Source organism: Sphingomonas plantiphila (assembly GCF_046000505.1).
Taxonomy (GTDB): Bacteria; Pseudomonadota; Alphaproteobacteria; order Sphingomonadales; family Sphingomonadaceae; genus Sphingomonas; species Sphingomonas plantiphila.
In genome coordinates this window covers 1,629,459-1,648,728 of record NZ_JBELQC010000001.1, presented here as the reverse complement: position 1 = coordinate 1,648,728, position 19,270 = coordinate 1,629,459, and the positions used below count along the sequence as shown (strand labels likewise).

Annotated in this window: 15 protein-coding genes and 1 pseudogene; 8 read left to right on the top strand and 8 right to left on the bottom strand. The window is 66.4% G+C overall.

Features of this window, described 5'->3' with window-relative positions; genetic code table 11:
* Positions 1–70 precede the first annotated feature (70 nt).
* From ABS767_RS07790 to ABS767_RS07775, 4 genes are all read right to left on the bottom strand, one after another.
* A complete protein-coding gene (locus ABS767_RS07790) occupies positions 71–1,381 on the bottom strand; it encodes an MFS transporter (RefSeq protein ID WP_408077781.1) in 1,311 nt (436 codons plus the stop codon).
* Between the two features lie 11 nt (positions 1,382–1,392).
* Entirely contained in the window at positions 1,393–2,187 is a 795-nt protein-coding gene (locus tag ABS767_RS07785) for a 2-keto-4-pentenoate hydratase (RefSeq protein ID WP_408077780.1), read from the bottom strand.
* 65 nt (positions 2,188–2,252) lie between these two features.
* A complete protein-coding gene (locus ABS767_RS07780) occupies positions 2,253–3,692 on the bottom strand; it encodes a mannitol dehydrogenase family protein (protein WP_408077779.1) in 1,440 nt (479 codons plus the stop codon).
* Positions 3,689–5,164, bottom strand: a complete 1,476-nt coding sequence (locus tag ABS767_RS07775; RefSeq protein ID WP_408078669.1) for a UxaA family hydrolase — start codon at positions 5,162–5,164, stop codon at positions 3,689–3,691. Before ABS767_RS07775 ends, ABS767_RS07780 begins: the two co-directional genes overlap by 4 nt.
* A gap of 69 nt (positions 5,165–5,233) precedes the next feature.
* On the opposite strand from ABS767_RS07775, the gene ABS767_RS07770 reads away from it, so the two are divergent.
* From ABS767_RS07770 to ABS767_RS07745, 6 genes are all read left to right on the top strand, one after another.
* Positions 5,234–6,253: a LacI family DNA-binding transcriptional regulator gene (locus ABS767_RS07770; RefSeq protein WP_408077778.1), complete on the top strand. Its 1,020-nt coding sequence runs from the start codon at positions 5,234–5,236 to the stop codon at positions 6,251–6,253.
* A 73-nt stretch (positions 6,254–6,326) separates the two neighbouring features.
* Positions 6,327–7,766, top strand: coding sequence for a glucuronate isomerase (gene uxaC / locus ABS767_RS07765; protein WP_408077777.1), 1,440 nt, complete (start codon positions 6,327–6,329; stop codon positions 7,764–7,766).
* Positions 7,767–7,913: 147 nt separating this feature from the next.
* A complete protein-coding gene (locus tag ABS767_RS07760) occupies positions 7,914–8,567 on the top strand; it encodes an RpiB/LacA/LacB family sugar-phosphate isomerase (RefSeq protein WP_408077776.1) in 654 nt (217 codons plus the stop codon).
* 57 nt (positions 8,568–8,624) lie between these two features.
* Positions 8,625–9,380, top strand: a complete 756-nt coding sequence (gene kduD / locus ABS767_RS07755; RefSeq protein ID WP_408077775.1) for a 2-dehydro-3-deoxy-D-gluconate 5-dehydrogenase KduD — start codon at positions 8,625–8,627, stop codon at positions 9,378–9,380.
* A gap of 26 nt (positions 9,381–9,406) precedes the next feature.
* Entirely contained in the window at positions 9,407–10,417 is a 1,011-nt protein-coding gene (locus ABS767_RS07750) for a PfkB family carbohydrate kinase (protein ID WP_408077774.1), read from the top strand.
* Entirely contained in the window at positions 10,414–11,961 is a 1,548-nt protein-coding gene (locus ABS767_RS07745; protein ID WP_408077773.1) for a carboxylesterase/lipase family protein, read from the top strand. The genes ABS767_RS07750 and ABS767_RS07745 overlap by 4 nt, the downstream gene beginning before the upstream one ends.
* Here ABS767_RS07745 and ABS767_RS07740 read toward each other — a convergent pair.
* Positions 11,946–12,530 carry a TetR/AcrR family transcriptional regulator gene (locus ABS767_RS07740; protein WP_408077772.1) on the bottom strand — a complete coding sequence of 195 codons (585 nt, stop codon included), beginning with the start codon at positions 12,528–12,530 and terminating at the stop codon, positions 11,946–11,948. The two genes, ABS767_RS07745 and ABS767_RS07740, sit on opposite strands and share 16 nt — an antisense overlap.
* A gap of 26 nt (positions 12,531–12,556) precedes the next feature.
* Between ABS767_RS07740 and ABS767_RS07735 the strand changes: the two genes are divergently transcribed.
* Positions 12,557–13,735, top strand: coding sequence for a cytochrome P450 (locus ABS767_RS07735; RefSeq protein ID WP_408077771.1), 1,179 nt, complete (start codon positions 12,557–12,559; stop codon positions 13,733–13,735).
* Here ABS767_RS07735 and ABS767_RS07730 read toward each other — a convergent pair.
* The 3 genes and pseudogenes from ABS767_RS07730 to ABS767_RS07720 form a co-directional block, all read right to left on the bottom strand.
* Entirely contained in the window at positions 13,722–14,108 is a 387-nt protein-coding gene (locus ABS767_RS07730; RefSeq protein WP_408078668.1) for a cupin domain-containing protein, read from the bottom strand. The genes ABS767_RS07735 and ABS767_RS07730 overlap by 14 nt on opposite strands.
* Positions 14,100–14,810, bottom strand: a pseudogene (locus tag ABS767_RS07725) (ThuA domain-containing protein); the annotation flags it as partial. The pseudogene ABS767_RS07725 and the gene ABS767_RS07730, both read right to left, overlap by 9 nt.
* Before the next feature lie 11 nt (positions 14,811–14,821).
* Positions 14,822–16,195: a pectate lyase family protein gene (locus ABS767_RS07720; RefSeq protein ID WP_408077770.1), complete on the bottom strand. Its 1,374-nt coding sequence runs from the start codon at positions 16,193–16,195 to the stop codon at positions 14,822–14,824.
* Between the two features lie 252 nt (positions 16,196–16,447).
* Between ABS767_RS07720 and ABS767_RS07715 the strand changes: the two genes are divergently transcribed.
* Positions 16,448–19,264, top strand: a complete 2,817-nt coding sequence (locus ABS767_RS07715) for a TonB-dependent receptor (RefSeq protein WP_408077769.1) — start codon at positions 16,448–16,450, stop codon at positions 19,262–19,264.
* The last annotated feature ends 6 nt before the right edge of the window (positions 19,265–19,270 follow it).

The window sequence follows — 19,270 nt, the reverse complement described above, 5'->3', positions numbered from 1 at the left end:
AATCCAAGTAAAGCTTCATTGCGTGGAAGCCCCGGTCGAAGACAGGAAATGTCGCCCGACCGAGGAAGGTTTAGACTGCAACGCGCGTGAGGCGCGGCGACAACAGATGGATCGCGCCGACCGCGAGGAAATAGACCACCGTGCAGGCGGCGAAGATCAGCGTGTAGTTGCCGTCGGTTGCATCGAGAACCAGCCCCGTCGACTTGGCCATGATCATCCCGCCGACACCGCCGGCAAACCCGCCGAGCCCGATCACCGATCCGACCGCGCGCTTTGGGAACATGTCCGGCGGCAATGACAGCAGATTGGTCGAGAACGCCTGATGACCGGCGAGCGCCAGGCCGATCAGCCCGACCGCCAGCCACATATTCTCCAGCTGCGTCACGAACAGCAGCGGAAGAACGCAGCAACCGGCGACGATCATCGTCACCTTGCGCGCCGCGTTCGCGGTCCATCCGGCATGGATCAGCCTGGACGACAGCCAGCCGCCCGCGATGCTGCCGACATCCGACAACAGGTACATCAGGATCATCGGCAGCAATACGACCTTCAGGTCGACGTCATAGGTGGTGCTGAAATAGCTGGGCAGCCAGAACAGCATCAGGAACCAGACCGGGTCGGTCAGGAACTTCGCGACCGCGAACGCCCACGCCTCGCGCAGTCGGACGACGCGGCTCCAGCCGATCTTGTCGACCTGCTCGGGCGGATCGTGTTCGATCCAGGCAAGCTCGCCATCGCTCACCTTCCCGCTTTCGCGCGGGTTGCTGTAGAGCTTGAGCCACAGCAGCAGGAGCACGGCGCCGAACACGCCGGTGTAGATAAAGGTCTCGCGCCAGCCCAGGCCAAGCCAGGTCATGAACACCCAGAGCGTGGGCGCAGTCAGGATCACGCCGATCGTGGTTGCGGAGTTGACCCAGCCGATCGCATAGGCGCGCTCCTTTTGCGGAAACCATTCGCTGCTCGCGCGGACGACCGAGGGGAAATGCCCAGCCTCCCCCACGCCCAGCACGATCCGCGCCGCCATGAACGATGCGACCGAACTGGCAAAACCGTGCATCACATGGCCGATCGTCCAGATAGTGATGGCGATGCCATAGCCGATCTTCGGCCCGAACCGATCGACCAGCCAGCCCATGAGCAGGAAGCCGAACGCATAGGCGAACTGAAAGGCGAGGACGATGTTGCCGTAATCATTCTCGCTCCAGCCCAGTTCGAGCTGAAGTTGCGGCTTGAGCAGGCCCAGCATCGTGCGGTCGATGTAATTGACCGTGGTCGCGAAGAAGAGAACCGCGACGATCATCCAGCGGAAGCGGCCCGTCCTGGCCACGAGCTGGCTACGGGGCGTATCGCCGCCGCCGCCCTCGACCTGCGTCGCGTTCATGCATTCTCTCCTTATTCTGCGGGTCTGGCGGCCTCGATCGTGCAGCTCACCCGCATGTCCCCGAAACTGGCAGTAACCCGCGCATTTGGCGACACCTCATGGACGCCGGTCACGGCGCCCGACGAAATCCATTGCCCGGGGCGCAGCGCGATGCCGCGCGCGGCCAGCAATTCGAACAGAAAGCGTGCCGCGCCGATCGGCCCGTCCAGCATGGTACGCGCCGTCGCCGCCCCGGCTTCGACTCCATCGATCTCAAGGGTGACCGGCCAGTCGATAAAACCGAGGTCGCGCCAGTTCGCGATCGATTCCCCGACCACCAGCCCGTGGTTGTTGCCGAAATCGGAAATCGTGACGAGCGGCCCGCTCGCGTTGATACCGGAAAAGGGCGAACTGGCGATTTCCAGCCCGACATGGACTGCGTCGATCAGCGCCATGGCTTCGTCCAGCGTGTAGCTGGTCTTGCCGGGCTGCGGGGCGGTGCCGATGCGCAGCAGGAACTCCGCCTCCGCGGCGCCGAACCCGTCCGCAAAGACGGGCATGGCCGGGTCCACGCCACCCCCTGGATAAACGGTCTGCGCGAAGATCGGACCGGCCAGCCGATTGGCGCCCAGCTCGCGGTCGCGCGGAGCGTTGATGCGACCGACCTTCCACCCGACGACCGTACCGCCGGAGAGCGCAACGGCGCGATCCTGAATGCGATAGGCTTCGGAAAGCGAGCCTGGTTCGGCACCCGGATATTGGGACAGACCGCGCGCATCGCGACGTGCGGAAACGAACGCCTGCGCAATGATGTCCAGATCGCTCATCCACCCCTCGCTTATCCTGTCGCCAGCATCGCTAATGGAAACCGGTGTCAATGACAAGACACCGGTTACTCGGCGAGCAGATTTGGCGTCTCGCCCGCGCGAATCCGAACGAGCGCGGTGGTCACGGCGCGCCGGAACTGGTCGTCCTGGGCAAGGTCCGCGGGGAAAATGGCGTTGAGCGTCAACAGGCGCTCCACCAGCTGTTCATCGCTTGCGCCGCGCGCCGCATCGCTGAGCGTCTGCGCCAGCGGATCGATGATCGGCGTTCCCGCATCGGCCTTGCGTGCGATGAAGGCGATCCATGCTGCGACGGGAACCGCGAGCCGGTCGATCGGGCGACCGGCCCGACGCGCTGCCATGATGGTGTCGAGCAAGCGATAGGGAAGCTTCTGCGACCCGTCCCACGCGATCTGCGAGAGCAGATGTCGGATCGCAGGGTTGCGGAAGCGGTTCAGCACCGTCCGTACATAATCGGCATGATCCAGCCCGGCGACCGGATCGAGCACAGGTACGATATCCTCCAGCGCCAGCCGCTCGACAAACCCCGCCAGCGACTGGTTCGCCATCGCATCGGCAACGCTTTCCAGACCCACCGCGTCGCCAAGATAGGCGAGCGTCGAATGCAGGCCGTTGAGGATGCGCAGCTTGGCACGCTCATATCCGCCGACATCGTCGGTCAGGATCGCACCGACCGCCGCCAGATCGGGGCCGTCGCCCAGTTCGCGCGCGCCGATCACCCATTGGCTGAACGCTTCGCGCTGCACCGCCGCCCGGTCTTCGAAGCCGATGCGGTCGGCGATCCCCGCCAGGAAAGCGCCGTCGCTCGCCGGCGTGATCGAATCGACCATCGTATCGGGAAAGCGCACGGCGTCGGCGATCCAGGCCGCAAGATCGGGGTCGAACTCGCGCGCCAGCGCGATCGTCGCCGCGTGCAGCTTGCTCCCGTTGCCGGAGAGATTGTCGCAGCACAGCACCGTGAACGGGAGGTGCCCCGCAGCGCGGCGCGCCGCCAACCCCTGCACCAGCCAACCGACGAAACTGCGCGGCTCGCTACCGGCAAGATCGGCAGCGATGTCGGGATGATTCATGTCGAGCGTGCCGTCGCCCGCGAGGCAATATCCTTTTTCGGTCACCGTCGATGTGACGATTCGCACGCGCGCATCCGCCAGGAGCGCGGCCACACGCGCACCCTCGCCGGGTCCGATCCAGTTGCGGTGCGCCCCGATCACACGCGTCGCCGGTTCGCGGTCGAGCACCGCGAGCGTGTAAAGCCCGTCCTGCCTTGCCAATGCATCGACCGTCGTCGCCGAACGCAGCGAGATCGCAGCGATGCCCCAGCGGGGATCGTGCGCAAGCAGCGCATCGAAATAAGCGGCTTGATGCGCGCGATGAAACGCCCCCGGCCCGAAATGCACCACACCCGTCCCGATCGCGCTCGGGTCATAGTCCGGTCGATCCACGCCGGGCGGCAGTTGCGCCAGCGCGTGGAGCGACAAACGCGTCACAGCGTCACCCCGCGCTTCCAGATCGCGATCTCGCGCTCGTCATTGCGTTCCGCCGCTGTCGGCTCTCCGGAGGCGATCGCGATGATCTGATCGAGCAGTGCTTCCGCGGCAATATCCATATCGGCATCCAGCACCATTCCCGCGTCGAAGTCGATCCATCCGGGTTTGCGCCTCGCCAGATCGCTGTTCGATGCGATCTTGAGCGTCGGCGCCGGAAAGCCGAGCGGCGTGCCCCGCCCGGTCGTGAACAGGATAACCCCGGCCCCCGCCGCCGACAGCGCGGTGGAGGAGACGGCGTCGTTGCCCGGCGCTTCCAGCAAAGTGAGCCCCCGCTGTCGAGCGCGCCCACCATAATCGACGACATCGGTGACGACCGCCTGCCCGCCTTTCTGCACCGCGCCGAGGCTCTTCTCCTCCAGCGTCGTGATGCCGCCGGCCAAGTTGCCGGGCGACGGATTCTCGGACACCGGCTCGCCATGGTCGAGAAAGTGGCGCTTGAAGCGGTTGACCAGCGCGCCGATCGCGTCGAACACCGCTCGGTCGGCGGCGCGCGCCATCAGCAGCTGCTCCGCACCGAATATCTCCGGGATCTCGGTCAGGATCGCGCTGCCCCCCGCGCCCGTCACCGCATCGGCCATGCGGCCGACCAACGGGTTGGCGGTCAGTCCGGATAGCCCATCCGAACCGCCGCATTTCAGCCCCAGCACCAGCCGGTCGAGCCCCAATGGAGTGCGCCGGGCCGTCGCCGCCTCTGCGGCCAGTTCCAGCGCCGCCGCGACACCATCGCTCAGCTCGTCCGACACTGCCTGCGCCGCGACGCTGCGCACCCGGCTTCGTCCCTCGCGTGGAATCCGCTCGATCAGCGCATCCAGCTGGTTGGACTCGCATCCCAGGCCGACCAGCAGCACACCGGCCGCATTGGGATGCTGCGCGAGGGCGGCAAGGATCGCGCGCGTACCGTCCAGATCCGCGCCGAGTTGCGAACATCCGAACGGGTGCACCAGCGCATAGATGCCATCGATCCCGTCCGGCTTCAGCGCATGCGCGCGTGCGGCGATCTTCTGCGCCGTGCGTGCGACGCAGCCGACCGTGGGCAATATCCAGATCTCGTTGCGCGTCCCTGCGCTGCCATCCTCGCGCGAATAGCCCTCCCAGGTGCGGACTAAGCCATTGCTGTGCATCGCGCTCGCACGCGCGGACCCTGCATACTGCGCCTCGCCCCCCAAAGCGGTCGCCAGATTGTGCGTGTGGACATGCGCGCCCGGCATGATCTCGCGGATCGCTCGCCCAATCGGATGGCCGAATTTGATGACGGGCTCGCCGACGCTGTGCCGCGCCAACGCCAGTTTGTGCCCCCGGGGGATGGCGTCGCGCACCGCCACGCCGAGTACTACGTCTCCCGGCGAAAGGTCTCGCAGCGCCGTCGCAACGGTATCGGCGGCATGGGTGCGGAGAGCGTCGGGATAGGCCATAGAAACCGGTGTCAACTACCTCCTCGCGAGAAGTTTGGCTAGGGGGCGGTTGCGCGCTATGCCATCCCCATGAAGAAAAGCGCGCAGGCGACGATCAACGACGTCGCACGGCTTGCAGGCGTCTCGAAGAAGACGGTCAGCCGCGTCATCAACCGTTCTCCGCTCCTCAACGAGGAGACCCGCGAGCGCGTGGAAAAGGTGATCGCCGAGATCGGCTATGTTCCAAACCCGCAGGCACGCGCATTGGCACTGCGGCGCAACTTCCTGATCGGGCTGATCCATGACAACCCGAACCCGCACATGGTGCTGAACGTGCAGCACGGGTTGCTGGAGGTGCTGCGCGACACCGAGTTCGAACTGATCGTCCACCCGGTCGACCGCGGATCGCCGACAATGCTCGACGACATCCGCCGCTTTCTGGAGCGCCAGCGGCCCTATGGCGTGATGTTGCTGCCGCCGATCAGCGAGAATGATTCGCTTGCCGATCTCTGTAGCGAGATCGGCACGCGCTACGTCCGCATGGGGTCGGCGCCGTTCGACGAAGCGGGGCATATGGTCGCGTCGAACGACCGCGAGGCGGTGCGCGGTGCCGTCGGGCACCTGGTCGAGATGGGCCATCGCCGGATCGGCCTGGTGCTCGGCCCGCATGGGTTCCGCTCCGCATTCGAACGCAGCCAGGGCTATGAGGCGGCGATGGAGGATGCGGACATCCCGCTTCAACGCACCTTGATCGCGCAGGGCGACTATACGTTCGAATCCGGGATGCGCGCGGCCGAGCGGCTGCTCGACCTGTCGCCCCGGCCGACGGCGGTCTTTTGTTCGAACGATGCGATGGCGGCCGGCGTGCTGCATACCGCCCGGCAGCGCGGTCTGGACGTGCCGCGCGACCTGTCGATCGTGGGCTTCGACGACACCACCATTGCCTCCTATCTCTGGCCGCCGCTCACCACCGTGCGCTGGCCCATCGCGACGATGGCCCGCGCCGCCGCGCTCAAGCTCATCGGTGATGGCGAGGACGAGGAAAGCGCGGAATCGCTCTTCGTATCCACCCTGATACGGCGCGCGTCGGTGGCGCAGGCGACCGATTAGTGATGGCCGACTGCGATGTTGATCGCCGATCTGACACCGGTTACCGATACCGAAAGAAGTTGAGAGGTACGCCGTGCACCCCCTGAATCTCGATCCCGACCGTCTGTTTCCCGCCGATCCCGGGACACGCCAAATCGCGCGGACGCTGTATGCGCAGGTCGCGGATTTGCCGATCGTCAGCCCGCACGGCCATACCGATCCGGCCTGGTTCGCGAGCGATGCGCCCTGGGACAACGCGACCGAATTGCTGCTCGCGCCGGACCATTATGTCTTTCGCATGCTCTACAGCCAGGGCGTCGACCTCGACGCGCTGCGCGTACCGCGCAAGGACGGTGTCCCGGCGACCGATCCGCGCAGCGCGTGGCGCGCCTTTGCCGGCAATTATCAGCTGTTTCGCGGCACGCCCTCGCGCATGTGGCTCGACCATGTCTTCGCCGAGGTGTTCGGGATCGACCGCCTGCTGAGCGCGGAAACCGCCGATCATTATTACGACACGATCACCGACGCGCTATCGACCCCCGCGTTCCGCCCGCGCGCGCTGTTCGACCGGTTCCGCATCGACTTCCTGGCGACGACCGAGGGTGCCGACGATCCGCTTGCCCACCATGCCGCGATCCGTCGGTCGGGCTGGGATGGCAGGGTCGTGACGACCTATCGCCCGGACTCGGTGATCGATGTCGAGCATGAGGCGTTCGAGGGCGCCCTCGCGGCCTTCGCCGATCTGACCGGCGAGGACGTCCACAGCTGGTCGGGCTATCTCGCCGCGCACCGCAGGCGCCGCGCCGATTTCCGCGCGGCGGGCGCGACCGCCACCGACCATGGCTTCGCCACGGCGCGGACCGCGAACCTGTCGACCGCCGAATGCGAGGCTTTGTTCGCGCGCATCATCGGCGGCACATGGGACGCGGCGGACGCCGAGCTGTTCCGCGCGCAGATGCTCACCGAGATGGCGAGGATGAGCGTCGAAGACGGGATGACGATGCAGATCCATCCCGGATCGTGCCGCAACCACAATGCCCAGCTGTTCCACAGCCATGGCCGCGACAAGGGCGCCGATATCCCGATGCGCACCGACTATGTCGGCGCACTGAAGCCGATGCTCGACGTCGTCGGCAACGAGCGCGACCTGACGATCATCCTCTTCACGCTCGACGAATCGACCTACGCCCGCGAGCTCGCCCCGCTCGCCGGCCATTATCCATGCCTGCGCCTCGGCCCGGCCTGGTGGTTCCACGACAGTCCGGAGGGCATGCGCCGCTTCCGCGAGATGACGACGGAGACCGCCGGCTTCTACAACACGGTCGGGTTCAACGACGACACACGCGCGTTCCTGTCGATTCCGGCACGCCACGATGTCGCGCGCCGCGTCGACTGCGCTTTCCTAGCCCGGCTCGTTGCGGAAGGTCGCATGCAGGACTGGGAGGCCGCCGAACTGGCGATCGACCTCACCTCCACCCTCGTGCGCAAGGCCTACAAGCTCGACGGATCCGACACCGCCGCCACCGCGGCCTGATCCGGCAAATCGAACCACGCCGTGACCTGCACTTGAACTTTCATCTGACACCGGTTACCTGAGAGGTATCGCCATTTTGTCCAAGGAGGGTGCGTCACGCGATCGGGCAAATCCCGTCTGCGCGCATCCCGAAGAGGATCCAAAGCCATGAAGATCGCCCTGATTACCGAGAACAGCCAGGCCGCCAAGAACGGCATCATCCATGAAGCCTTGACCACCGTGGCCGAGCCGCTGGGCCATCAGGTCTTCAACTATGGCATGTATTCGGCCGAGGACAGCGCATCGCTGACCTATGTGATGAACGGCCTGCTCACCGGCATCCTGCTCAATTCGAAGGCAGCCGATTTCGTGGTCACCGGATGCGGCACCGGCATGGGCTCGATGCTGGCGTGCAACGCGATGCCCGGCGTATTCTGCGGCCTGGTGATCGATCCGACGGATGCCTTCCTGTTCGGCCAGATCAACGACGGCAACGCCATCTCGATGCCCTATGCCAAGGGCTTTGGTTGGGCCGCCGAACTCAACCTGCAGGACGTGTACCGCAAGCTCTTCGATGGCGAGCGCGGCCTTGGCTATCCCAAGGAGCGCGCCGAGATCATGCGCAAGAATCGCGGCATCCTTGCCGATCTCAAGGCGGCGACGTGTCACGACATGCTGACCGTCCTCAAGACGGTCGATCAGGACCTGCTGCGCGCAGCGGTCGCGGGCGAAAAGTTCGCCGAGCTCTTCTACCCGAACTGCCAGGATGCGGCGATTGCCGACTATCTCAAGCAGTTGACCGCGCAGCCCGCGCTCGCCTGAGCGCGACCGCCTGACCATCCCTACCCCGCCCCGTTCGGGCGGGGATCGGAGCTCCGCATGATCAACCTCTTCGACCTTTCGGGCCGCGTCGCGATCGTCACCGGCGCCAATACCGGCATCGGCCAGGGAATCGCGCTGGCACTGGCGCAGGCGGGCGCCGACATCGCCGCGGTCGGGCGTTCGGCCGCGACCGAGACGGTCGAGAAAGTCCGCACGCTCGGCCGCAAGGCGGAGATCATCAACGCCGACCTGTCGACGATCGAGCCTGTGGGCAGGATTGTGGACGAAACCGTGGAAAAGCTCGGCGGGCTGCACATCCTCGTCAACAATGCCGGTATCATCCGCCGCAACGACGCGGTCGATTTCACAGAAGAGGATTGGGATGCGGTGATGGACACCAATCTCAAATCGGTGTTCTTCCTGTGCCAGGCGGCGGCCCGGCACATGATCGCCAATGGCGGCGGCAAGATCATCAATATCGCATCGATGCTGACCTTTCAGGGCGGCATCCGCGTGCCGAGCTACACCGCGTCGAAGAGCGGCGTCGGCGGGCTGACCAAGCTGCTTGCGAACGAATGGGCGTCCAGGGGCATCACCGTCAACGCGATCGCCCCCGGCTATATCGCGACTAACAACACCGACGCGCTGCAAAAGGACGAGACGCGCAACCGCCAGATCCTCGAGCGCATCCCGGCGGGCCGCTGGGGCGAACCATCGGATCTGGGCGGCGCAGCGGTTTTCCTGGCCAGCCGCGCATCCGACTATGTGCAGGGCCATATCCTCGCGGTAGACGGCGGCTGGCTGGCGCGCTGACGCCGGTTCGCGCACGGAGAGATATCATGACCGGCCGCATCGTCTGTTTCGGGGAGTTGCTGCTCCGCCTGACTGCGCCCGGGCGCGAACTCCTGCTGCAGACCGGCAGCCTCGACGTGCATGTCGGTGGCGCGGAGGCCAATGTCGGCATCGGTCTCGCCAATCTCGGCCACGACGTCGCGATGGTCAGCGTGGTGCCCGACACTGCGTTGGGCCAGGCGGCGATCCGCTTCGTGCGCGGACAGGGGGTCGATACCCGCAACGTCCAGCTGCGCGACGGGCGGATGGGCCTCTATTTCCTCTCGGTCGGCGCCGGGCTGCGCGCATCGGACATCGTCTACGACCGCGCCGCGTCGAGCTTCGCCACCGCACCTGCCGATGCGTTCGACTGGCGTGCGATCCTCGACGGCGCGTCCATGCTGCACCTGTCGGGCATCACCCCGGCACTCGGTCCCGCGACCGCTGCCGCAGCAATCGCTGCAGCGAAGACCGCCAAGGAGATGGGCGTCGCGGTCAGCTTCGACGGCAATTACCGCGCGCGCCTGTGGGAAGCCTGGGACAGCGATCCGCGCGCAGTGCTCACCGATCTGGTCAGCCTCGCCGACACGCTGTTCGGCAACCACCGCGACGTCTCGCTGCTCCTCGGCACGCAATTTTCCGGCGACGGCCCCGACCGCCGCCGCGAAGCCGCCGAAGCCGCCTTTGCCGCCTTCCCCAATCTCCAGCGCATCGCCTCGACCGCGCGCCATGTCGACGATGCCGACCACCACCGCATCGCCGCGCGGCTCGATACGCGCGAACGCGGCTACCAGACCGACGAGATAGTGGTCGCCGGGATCGTCGATCGCATCGGCGGCGGCGACGCTTTTGCCGCGGGGATCTTGCACGGCGTCCTGTCGGGTCAGGATCTGGAAGCAACCGTCGCCTCCGGCCTCGCGCTCACCTGCCTCAAACATTCGCTACCCGGCGATGCGTCGCTGTTCGGCCCGCGTGACATCGACGCCTTTCTCGAGGGTGGCCTGGACGTGCGGCGGTGATCGGTCGGCGGACGCTGCTGGGCGCCGGGGCGGCACTCTCCGCCCTCCCCTCCACGGCGTTCGCCAAGGGCGATCCGCTCGCCACCGGCGCCACCGGCCGCTGGCAGGGCAAGCGCGACGGCGCAACGCAGGCCTTCCTTGGCATCCGCTACGGCAACGACACCAGCTGCACCCGTTTTCAGCCAGCGACCGCCCCGGCCCCCACCCGCGACACGATCCGTGCGACGAAATTCGCGGCGAACTGCCCGCAGCGTAGCGGCTTGCCCGATCAGGCCGAGGATTGCCTGTTCCTCAACGTGTGGACCCCGGGCACCGACCGCAACGCGCGCCGCCCGGTCATGGTCTATTTCCATGGCGGCGCCTACTCCAACGGCACGGTGATCGAGCCGCAGGTGTTCGGCGCCACGCTTGCCGAGCAGGGCGATGTCGTCGTCGTCACCGTCAACCACCGGCTCAACGCGCTCGGCTATCTCTACCTCGCCCGGCTCGATCCGCGCTTCCCCGACAGCGGCAATACTGGCCAGCTCGACCTGATCCTCGCGCTGCGCTGGATCCGCGACAATATCGCCGGATTCGGCGGCGATCCGGACCGTGTGATGGTGTTCGGCCAGTCGGGCGGCGGCGCAAAGATCGCGACCTTGATGGGCATGCCCGCGGCCAAAGGTCTGTTCCACAGCGCCGCGACGATGAGCGGGCAACAGGTCACCGCAAGCGGCCCGCTCAACGCCACCGCGCGGGCAAAGGCACTGCTGGTCAAGCTCGACGCCACCCCCGGCGACCTGATCGACATGCCGGTGCAGCGCCTGATCGAGGGGCTCGCGGCCGAAGACCCGATCCTCGGCGGCGGGGTCTATATGGGCCCGGTGCTCGATATGAAGTGGCTGACCCGCCACCCCTTCTGGCCCGACGCCAATCCTCTGGGCAACGCGATCCCGATGATCCTGGGCAATACGCGCGACGAAACACGCGCCTTCATCGACCCGAATGGCGAGGGCGTCCGTACGCTCGACTGGTCGAACCTCGCCGAGCGGATGACGCCGCAACTGCGCATCGACGCGCACCCCGAATGGGTCGTCGCCGAATATCGCCGCCGCTTCCCGGACTGGACTGCGCAGGACATCTTCTACGCCGCCACCACCGCCGGACGCAGCTGGCGCGGGCAGGTGATCGAGGCGGAGGAGCGCGCGAAGGCCGCCGTCCCCGCCTGGGTCTATCAGCTCGATTTCCAGTCGCCGGTCGCGCCGGAGCGCGGTGCGGCGCATACGCACGACATCCCGATGGTGTTCGGCACGATCGGCGCGGAGGGCACCGTGTCAGGCACTGGCCCAGGCGCACGGGCGGTATCGGCGGCGATGCAGCGCGCCTTCGTCAACCTGGCGGCCAACGGCGATCCCAATGGGACGGGCGTGCCGCAATGGCCGAAATACAGGTTGCCCGAGCGCGAGACGATGATCTTCGATACGCGGAGCCGCGTCGAGCGCGACCCGCGCAAATGGCAGCGCGAGCTGTTCGCCCGCATTCCCTATATTCAGCCCGGGACCTGATCCGCCAGTACCGGCGCGAGCACCAGCCGGTCGAGCATCGCGGCGACCTCGTCCGCCGCCGTCTCCGGCGCACGGTCGAGCCACCAGGTCAGGATCGTCAGCGTCGCGCCGACCAGATGCGTCACGGCCAGCTCGCGTGGCAGCCCGCCCGGCGTATCGGTCGGTGCAGCCATCGCCTGCTCGATCGCGCGCCGCGTGATCGTCTGGCGCATCGAATCCCCCGCGCCGGTCAGCAGCGCATGGGCCAGCTGCCGCCGCGCCGAGACTTCGGCGGTCAGCGCGCGCATCACCGCCAGCCCGTCGCGCGCGCGCAGCAGCGGCACCAGCAGCTCGAGCAATTCCGCGATCAGCCCGTCGGCGACTTCCGCCAGCACGGCTGCAAGGTCGGGGTAATGGCGAAAGAAGGTGGCGTAGCCGACCCCAGCCCGCTCGGTCAGCGCCGCGACGGTGATCTCGGCAAAAGGTCGCTCGGCCACCAGTTCGACCAGCGCCGCACGGAGCGCCGCCCGCGACCGGAGGACACGCGCGTCGCTTGAAACCGCCTCCCGCTTCTCTATCTTATGATCCATAGTGTATCATATATCGGAGACTGTTTGTGTCCGCCCAGTTGCAATCCCTTGACCCGCCGTCGGGCGGATGCCCGATCGACCATGCGCGCGACGACCGCAAGTCCGCAAGCGCGGCGCAGGGGGGTCTGCTCTCCGCCCCCGAAGTGACCGGCTTCGAAGCGGTTCGGGCGGTGCTCCGGGACAGCGAGGCGCGACAGGCCGGATTCAAGGCCGAGGTCATTCTGCGCTATCGTGGTCGCGCCCGTCCGCCGATCCTGTACCTCCATGGGGAGGCTCACCGCCGCCAACGCAGCGGCACCGCGCGCTTCTTCACCCCGCGCGTCGTCGAGACCCGCTATCGCGCACTGATGGAGCGGACCAGCGACGCGCTGATCGCGCGCCTCCTGCGGAATGGGAGTGCCGATCTCGACCGACTGTCGCTAGAAATGGCGGTGACGGTGGCGGCGCAGATCGTCGGGCTGACGGAAAGCGATATTACGGGCATGAGCCGCCGCCTCGACGCGTTCTTCAGCACCGCATTCCAGACCAGCAAGGGCAAATTTGCCGAAGTGATGAGCTTCCTGCTCGGGCAATGGCGGATGCGCCGCTTCTACGCCAAGGACGTGAAGCCCGCGATCGAGGCGCGCCGGATCGCGCCGCGTGAAGACGTGATCTCGCACCTGCTCAGTGAGGGTTATACCCCGCTCGATATCCTCACCGAATGCTTCACCTATGGCGCGGCGGGGATGGTCACCACGCGCGAGTTCATCACCATGGCCGGATGGCATCTGCTCGAGCGCCCCGACCTGCGCGCCCGGTTCCTCGCCGCCGGTGCCGATGGCCAGGTGGACCTTCTCGAAGAAATCCTGCGGCTCGAACCGGTCGTCGGCACGCTCTACCGCCATGTCGGGGACGGGACCGTCGCGCTCGATATCCGCGCCGCCAATGGCGATGCTGCCGCGGTCGGCTCCTGCCCGCATGCTCTCGACCCGGATCGCACGCGCGCACCGAAAGTGACCGGCCCCGGGCTGGCGTTCGGAGATGGCGAGCACCGCTGCCCAGGTGCAGGCGTCGCGCTGCACGAGTCTGCGGTGTTCCTCGACCGGTTGCTCCGCATTCCAAGTCTGCGGCTGGACCGCGCGCCCGACGTCGGATGGAACCCGCTGGTCGCGGGCTACGAGCTGCGCGGCTGTCGGCTCGTGGTCGACCCGGTCACTTCACCCTAACCGGATAGGCGATGATCAGCACCAGCGGCTTGTCCCCGATCTGACGAATGCCGACCTGCGCCCCGGTGTAGAGATACGCCGTCATCCCGGGCTTGAGCCGCGCGGTGACGCCGTCCGACGTCACCTCGCCTTCGCCCGACACGACCGCATAGACCTCGTCATGGTCGATCGGGTGGATGCCGATCGCCGCGCCCTTGTGCAGCGCGCGCTTGCGATATTCCATCGCGCGACCCGGCACGCCGTCGGTAATCCGCCAGGCCGTACTCATGCCGATCTTGCCGTGCGGCGGCGGCTCGATCACCCGCTTCGCTGCCTCATCGACCACCACCATCGGCCGCGCGCCACGCCCGGCCGCCCAGTCGATCCCGCCCATGACATGGGTAACGATCCGCCGGTCGCTCCACGCCGCCTTGGTATGGCCGAGGCCGGTGTAGAACACCCGTCCGCCCTCGAACGCATGCGCCCAGGCGATCGGGCGCGGGTTGACGCCCTTTTCCCCGATCGAGGCGGGATCGAACGTGAGCAGCGGCCGCAGCCGAGGGTCGAGATCATCGAACCAGTACCATTCGTCGACCAGTTCGGCCATCGCCGGGAAGGCGCGAATCGACGGATGGTCACCCGGCTCCCGCGAAACCCATGCCTTGGGCGTCCCTTCGGGATGGCGGGCAAAGCGCGCACCGATCATCCGGCCGTACCAATCCCAATGATAGTGCGAATCCGCCGCGCCATGGACCCCGACGATCCCGCCCCCGCCTCGCACATAGGCCATCAGCGTGTCGCGCCGTGCGCCGGTGAACCACTCGCTCGCGGGATCCTTGGGCTTAGTCGTGGTGCTGAGCAGCACGATCGTCGCAAAGCCCTTCACCCGTGCCGCGTCGTCGAACAGCGCCGGGTCCTCGCTCGCGACGACCCGATATCCCCTGGCCTTCGCGGCCTGCGCGATCGCGGCCACCGCCGGCTCGATCGAATCGTGCCGCCACCCGGTCGTATGGCTGAAGATCAGGATCGCGGGGGGCGGCAGCGGCGTCGTGGCGCCCAGCAGGATCGCCGCCAGCAGCGCAAGGATCGCCCGCATATTCCCTCCCCCTAGTTCCGCATCGCCCGGTCGCGTTCGCTCAGGCTTTCCTGGATCGGCCCCGTCTGACCCGGATAGCGGCCGGACTTCGGCTCCATCGTGTCGAGGTTCCACTCCGCCTCGACGAACGGCGCGCGCGTTTCCTTCATCTTGGGATAGCCGCCTACTTCCTTTTCGTCATCGATGATCTCGCCACGGCCTTCGGCGACGAAGAACAGCACGCGGATGTCGTGCGCGTCGCGGTCCCACGGGCGCGCGCCGGCATTGGCGAGGACGTGTGTTTCGACGTCGCGCGACGCTAATACCGGGAGCCCCTTCGGCCAGATCACCGGGGTCTTCGCCTCGATCAGCCGGGCACGCGTTTCGCCATAGCGGCCGAACATCGGCAGCGCCTTGCCCATCTTGTCGACTGCGATGTTGTCGCGCCCGTGATAGCGCAAGTCGCCATCGCCGCCGAGCATCAGGAACGGCAATCCGGCGTCCGTCGACGGGCCCCCGCGCATGACATTGCCGACTGCCGACAGCTCGCCCTGCTGATAGGGATGTCCCGCCCATTCGAGCGCCATCAGGTTATAGTGCACCGCGCGCTTCCCGGGATCGTAGATCAGGTTGTTGACCACCGCGGCATGCACTCCGCCCTTGAGCAGCGGGCTGCGCTCGACATTGTGCGCATACACGTTGCGGTAGATCAGGATCCCCGTCGCATTGTCGTGGATCAGCGATCCCTTGCTGTGCTCGCCCTTGGGGTGGCTCGCATCCGCCAGTCCCTCGGAGAGCAGGTTATAGCTGAAGGTGATATTGTGGCTGGTGCCCTTGCGCCACGCCTCGACCGTATCGCCGGTGAAGCGCGGGCCGCTGGCCGACAGGTTTTCGTCGACTGCCCAGCTCATCGTGCAGTGATCGACGATCACATTATAGGCCGCAACGGTGGAGAAGGCGTCGGCCTCCCAACCCGATCGCTTGGCCTGCCCGTCCACCCCGGTGCGGATGCGGATATGACGGACGATGACGTCGTGCGTCTTCACGTCGATCCCGCCGCGGATCAGCGTGATGCCGGGCGAGGGGGCCGTCTGGCCGGCGATGGTCAGATAGGGCTCGGTCACGTCCCAGCCCTTCAGCCCCATGTCGATCACACCCGCAACCTCGAACACCACGATGCGCGGCCCCTTGGCCTCGATCGCGGCTTTCAGGCTGCCAGGGCCGTCAGCGTTCAGGTTGGTGACGCGGATGATGCGTCCGCCGCGCCCGCCCTGCGTCGCCGCCGCCCAGCCCTGCGCGCCGGGAAAGGCGGGGGCCGTTGCAGAGGCATCGACCGCCTTTTGCGGCGCGCTAGACGCCGCCGCGGGAGCGGCCAGAATCAGGGCCAGCGGGAACCAGTTTCGCATATTCTCTCCTGTCTGCGCCTTCTTGACACGGCGCCAATTCCAGAACAATGTCTTTATGACACCGGTTTCTCAATGAGACAAATCTGGTGCCCGACCGCGAAAACGCGGCGGAAATCCGGGGAGGATGGCGCTGAAATTCGCTGCGAATCGCAGCTTCGGCATCCCCCAGAGACCGATTTAGGCCGAAACCAGCGCGTTTCGACCGAGAAAGCTACCGGTGTCATAGGCACCGACTTGAGAGGGGAATTTTCGATGCGGTTTACTCTTCGCGGCAGTGCGCGCTTCCTCGCCGCCGCCTCCGTTCTCGTCATCGCCACCGCCGCACAGGCACAGGACGCGCCTGCAGAGCCGACGCCGGCGGAGGGCGAAGAGATCGTCGTCACCGGCTTCCGCGCCTCGCTCGACGCCGCGCTCAACGTGAAGCGCGATTCGGTCGCAGCGGTCGACGCGATCGTCGCCGAGGATATCGCCAAGTTCCCCGACCAGAACCTCGCCGAATCGCTTCAGCGCATCCCTGGCATCTCGATCCAGCGTGACGGCGGCGAAGGCCGCGCGATCACCGTGCGCGGCCTCGGCTCGCAGTTCACGCGCGTCCGCGTCAACGGGCTCGAAACGATCACCACCAGCCATGACGGCGCTTCGTCCAACCGCGACCGCGCATTCGACTTCAACGTCTTCGCGTCGGAGCTGTTCAGTTCGATCGTCGTCCACAAGACCGCCTCCGCCGATCTGGACGAAGGCTCGCTGGGTGCGGTGGTCGATCTAAACACCGGCAATCCGCTGGCGGGCAAGCAGGGTTTCACCTTCGCCGCATCGGCGCAGGGCAGCTATAACGACCTCGCCGAAACCTGGGGCCCGCGCTTCGCCGGCCTGATCGGCTGGAAGTCTCCCAATGGCGATTTCGGCGCGTCGGTCTCCGCCGCCTATCAGAAAACGACCACGCGCGAGATCGGCAACAACACCGTCCGCTGGGCGCAGGCGCGCTTCGATTCGGTCAACGGCACGCCGTGCTGGACCACCCCGAACCGCGGCGGCACCTACGTCCCGAGCGCGGCCTGCGATCAGGCCGCCGTCGCGTTCCACCCACGCATCCCGCGCTATGGCGAGATCAGCCATTATCGCGAGCGTCTGGGCCTGACCGGCAGCCTGCAATGGTCGCCGAGCGAAGCGACCAAGGTGTCGATCGATGGCCTCTATTCAAAGTTCAGCGCCGACCGCCGCGAAAAATGGGGCGAAGTGCTGCTGCGTTCGAACGAGCGGTCGATCGATGTCGTCAACCCGGTCTATGACGGCGACGGCAACATGATCAGCGCCACGCTCAACGACGCCTGGGTCCGCACCGAACATTATCTGAAGCAGACCCAGACCGAGTTCTACCAGATCGGCGGCAGCTGGGATCAGGAGATCGGCGACAATTTCCGCTTCACCCTGCTCGGTGGCTATTCGCGCTCGAACGCCGACGTGCCGGTCGAGACGACGATCGTGTTCGATGATCGCGATGCGCAGAATTACAGCTACGACTATAGCAACATGCAGTTCCCGGTGCTGACCTTCGGCACCGATCCGACCAATCCCGCCAACTTCCAGCTCGCCGAAATCCGAGACCGCCCGTCGAACGTGCTGAACCAGTTCCGCACGGCGCAGCTGCGCACCGAATGGGACGTGACCGAAGGGTTCACGGTAAAGACCGGCGCGGTGTGGCGCCGCTACAATTACGACATCAACGCCTTCACCCGCGACACCGCGGTGTGCGGCAATGGCGGCACCGACTTGGTGCTCGGCACCATCACCTGCTCGGCCAATACCGTGTTCGGTCCGACCGCGATCTATGGCTTCCAGGTGACCCCGGCGCTGTCCGAAGTGTTCAACCTCAACGGGTCGGGCGCGCCGGCCGGTACCAGCACGTCGTGGGTCATTCCCAACCTCGACGCGGCGGCCGCCTATACCGGGCTCTACGGCCGTGCGCTGCGCGTCGACACCGGCAACAATCGCGGAGTCGAGGAAGAGACCAAGGGCGCCTATCTCCAGTTCGATGCCAAGGGTACGCTATTCGGCCTCGATTACGCGCTTAATGCGGGTATCCGCTACGTGCGTACCGACCAGTCCTCCTATGGCATCAACAGCGGTGTCGTGGTCTCGGTCGAGCGCAGCTATGAAGACTGGCTGCCCTCGTTCAACCTCGCGCTCTATCCGGCGCGCGACCTGATCATCCGCGGCGCGGTCGCCAAGGTGATGACCCGTCCCTCGCTCGGCAATCTCACGCCGGGCGGTTCGGCCGACGGCTTCAACTACCGCGTGACCAGCGGCAACCCGTTCCTCGATCCGTTCCGCGCCACCAATTTCGACGTCGCGCTCGAATGGTATTTCGCACCGCAGTCGATCGCCTCGGTCGCGCTGTTCAAGAAGGATGTGGCGAGCTTCCCGGTCGGGATCACCCGCACCGGTACCTTCACCGAAACCGGCCTGTCGCCCTCGGTGCTGGTCCCGTCCTCGCCCGCCGCGCTCGATCCGTCGCTCCAGTCGCAGCCGATCTGGACGATCGCGACCACCGGCAACGGCAGCGGCGCTTCGCTGGAAGGCATCGAGCTTGCGCTGCAGGCGCCCTTCACGTTCCTCCCGGGCTTCCTCTCGAACTTCGGCGGCATCGTGAACGCGACCTTCGTCGACAGCTCGGCCACCTATACCCAGCAAGGCCCGGCGACCACGCCCGGCGGCGCACTGCAGTCGGTGACGCTCGACAACACGCTCTACGGCCTGTCCAAGACCCAGTATAACGCGACGCTCTACTATGAGGACAGCAAGTTCAGCGCGCGCGCCTCGGTCTCCTATCGCGGGCCGTTCACCGATGCCGGTTCCGGCACCGGCAACATCTTCGAGGGCTATTCGGCAATCACCAACGTCGATGCCTCGGTGCGCTACAAGGTCACCGACTATCTCGAAGTCTCGGTCGAGGGCACCAACCTGACCGACGCCTATCGCGAGCGCTGGGTCGATATCGGGACGCGCCGCAATTACGAGAACAACCATTTCGGCCGCACGATCCTGGTAGGCGCGCGGATCAAGATGTGACGGAGC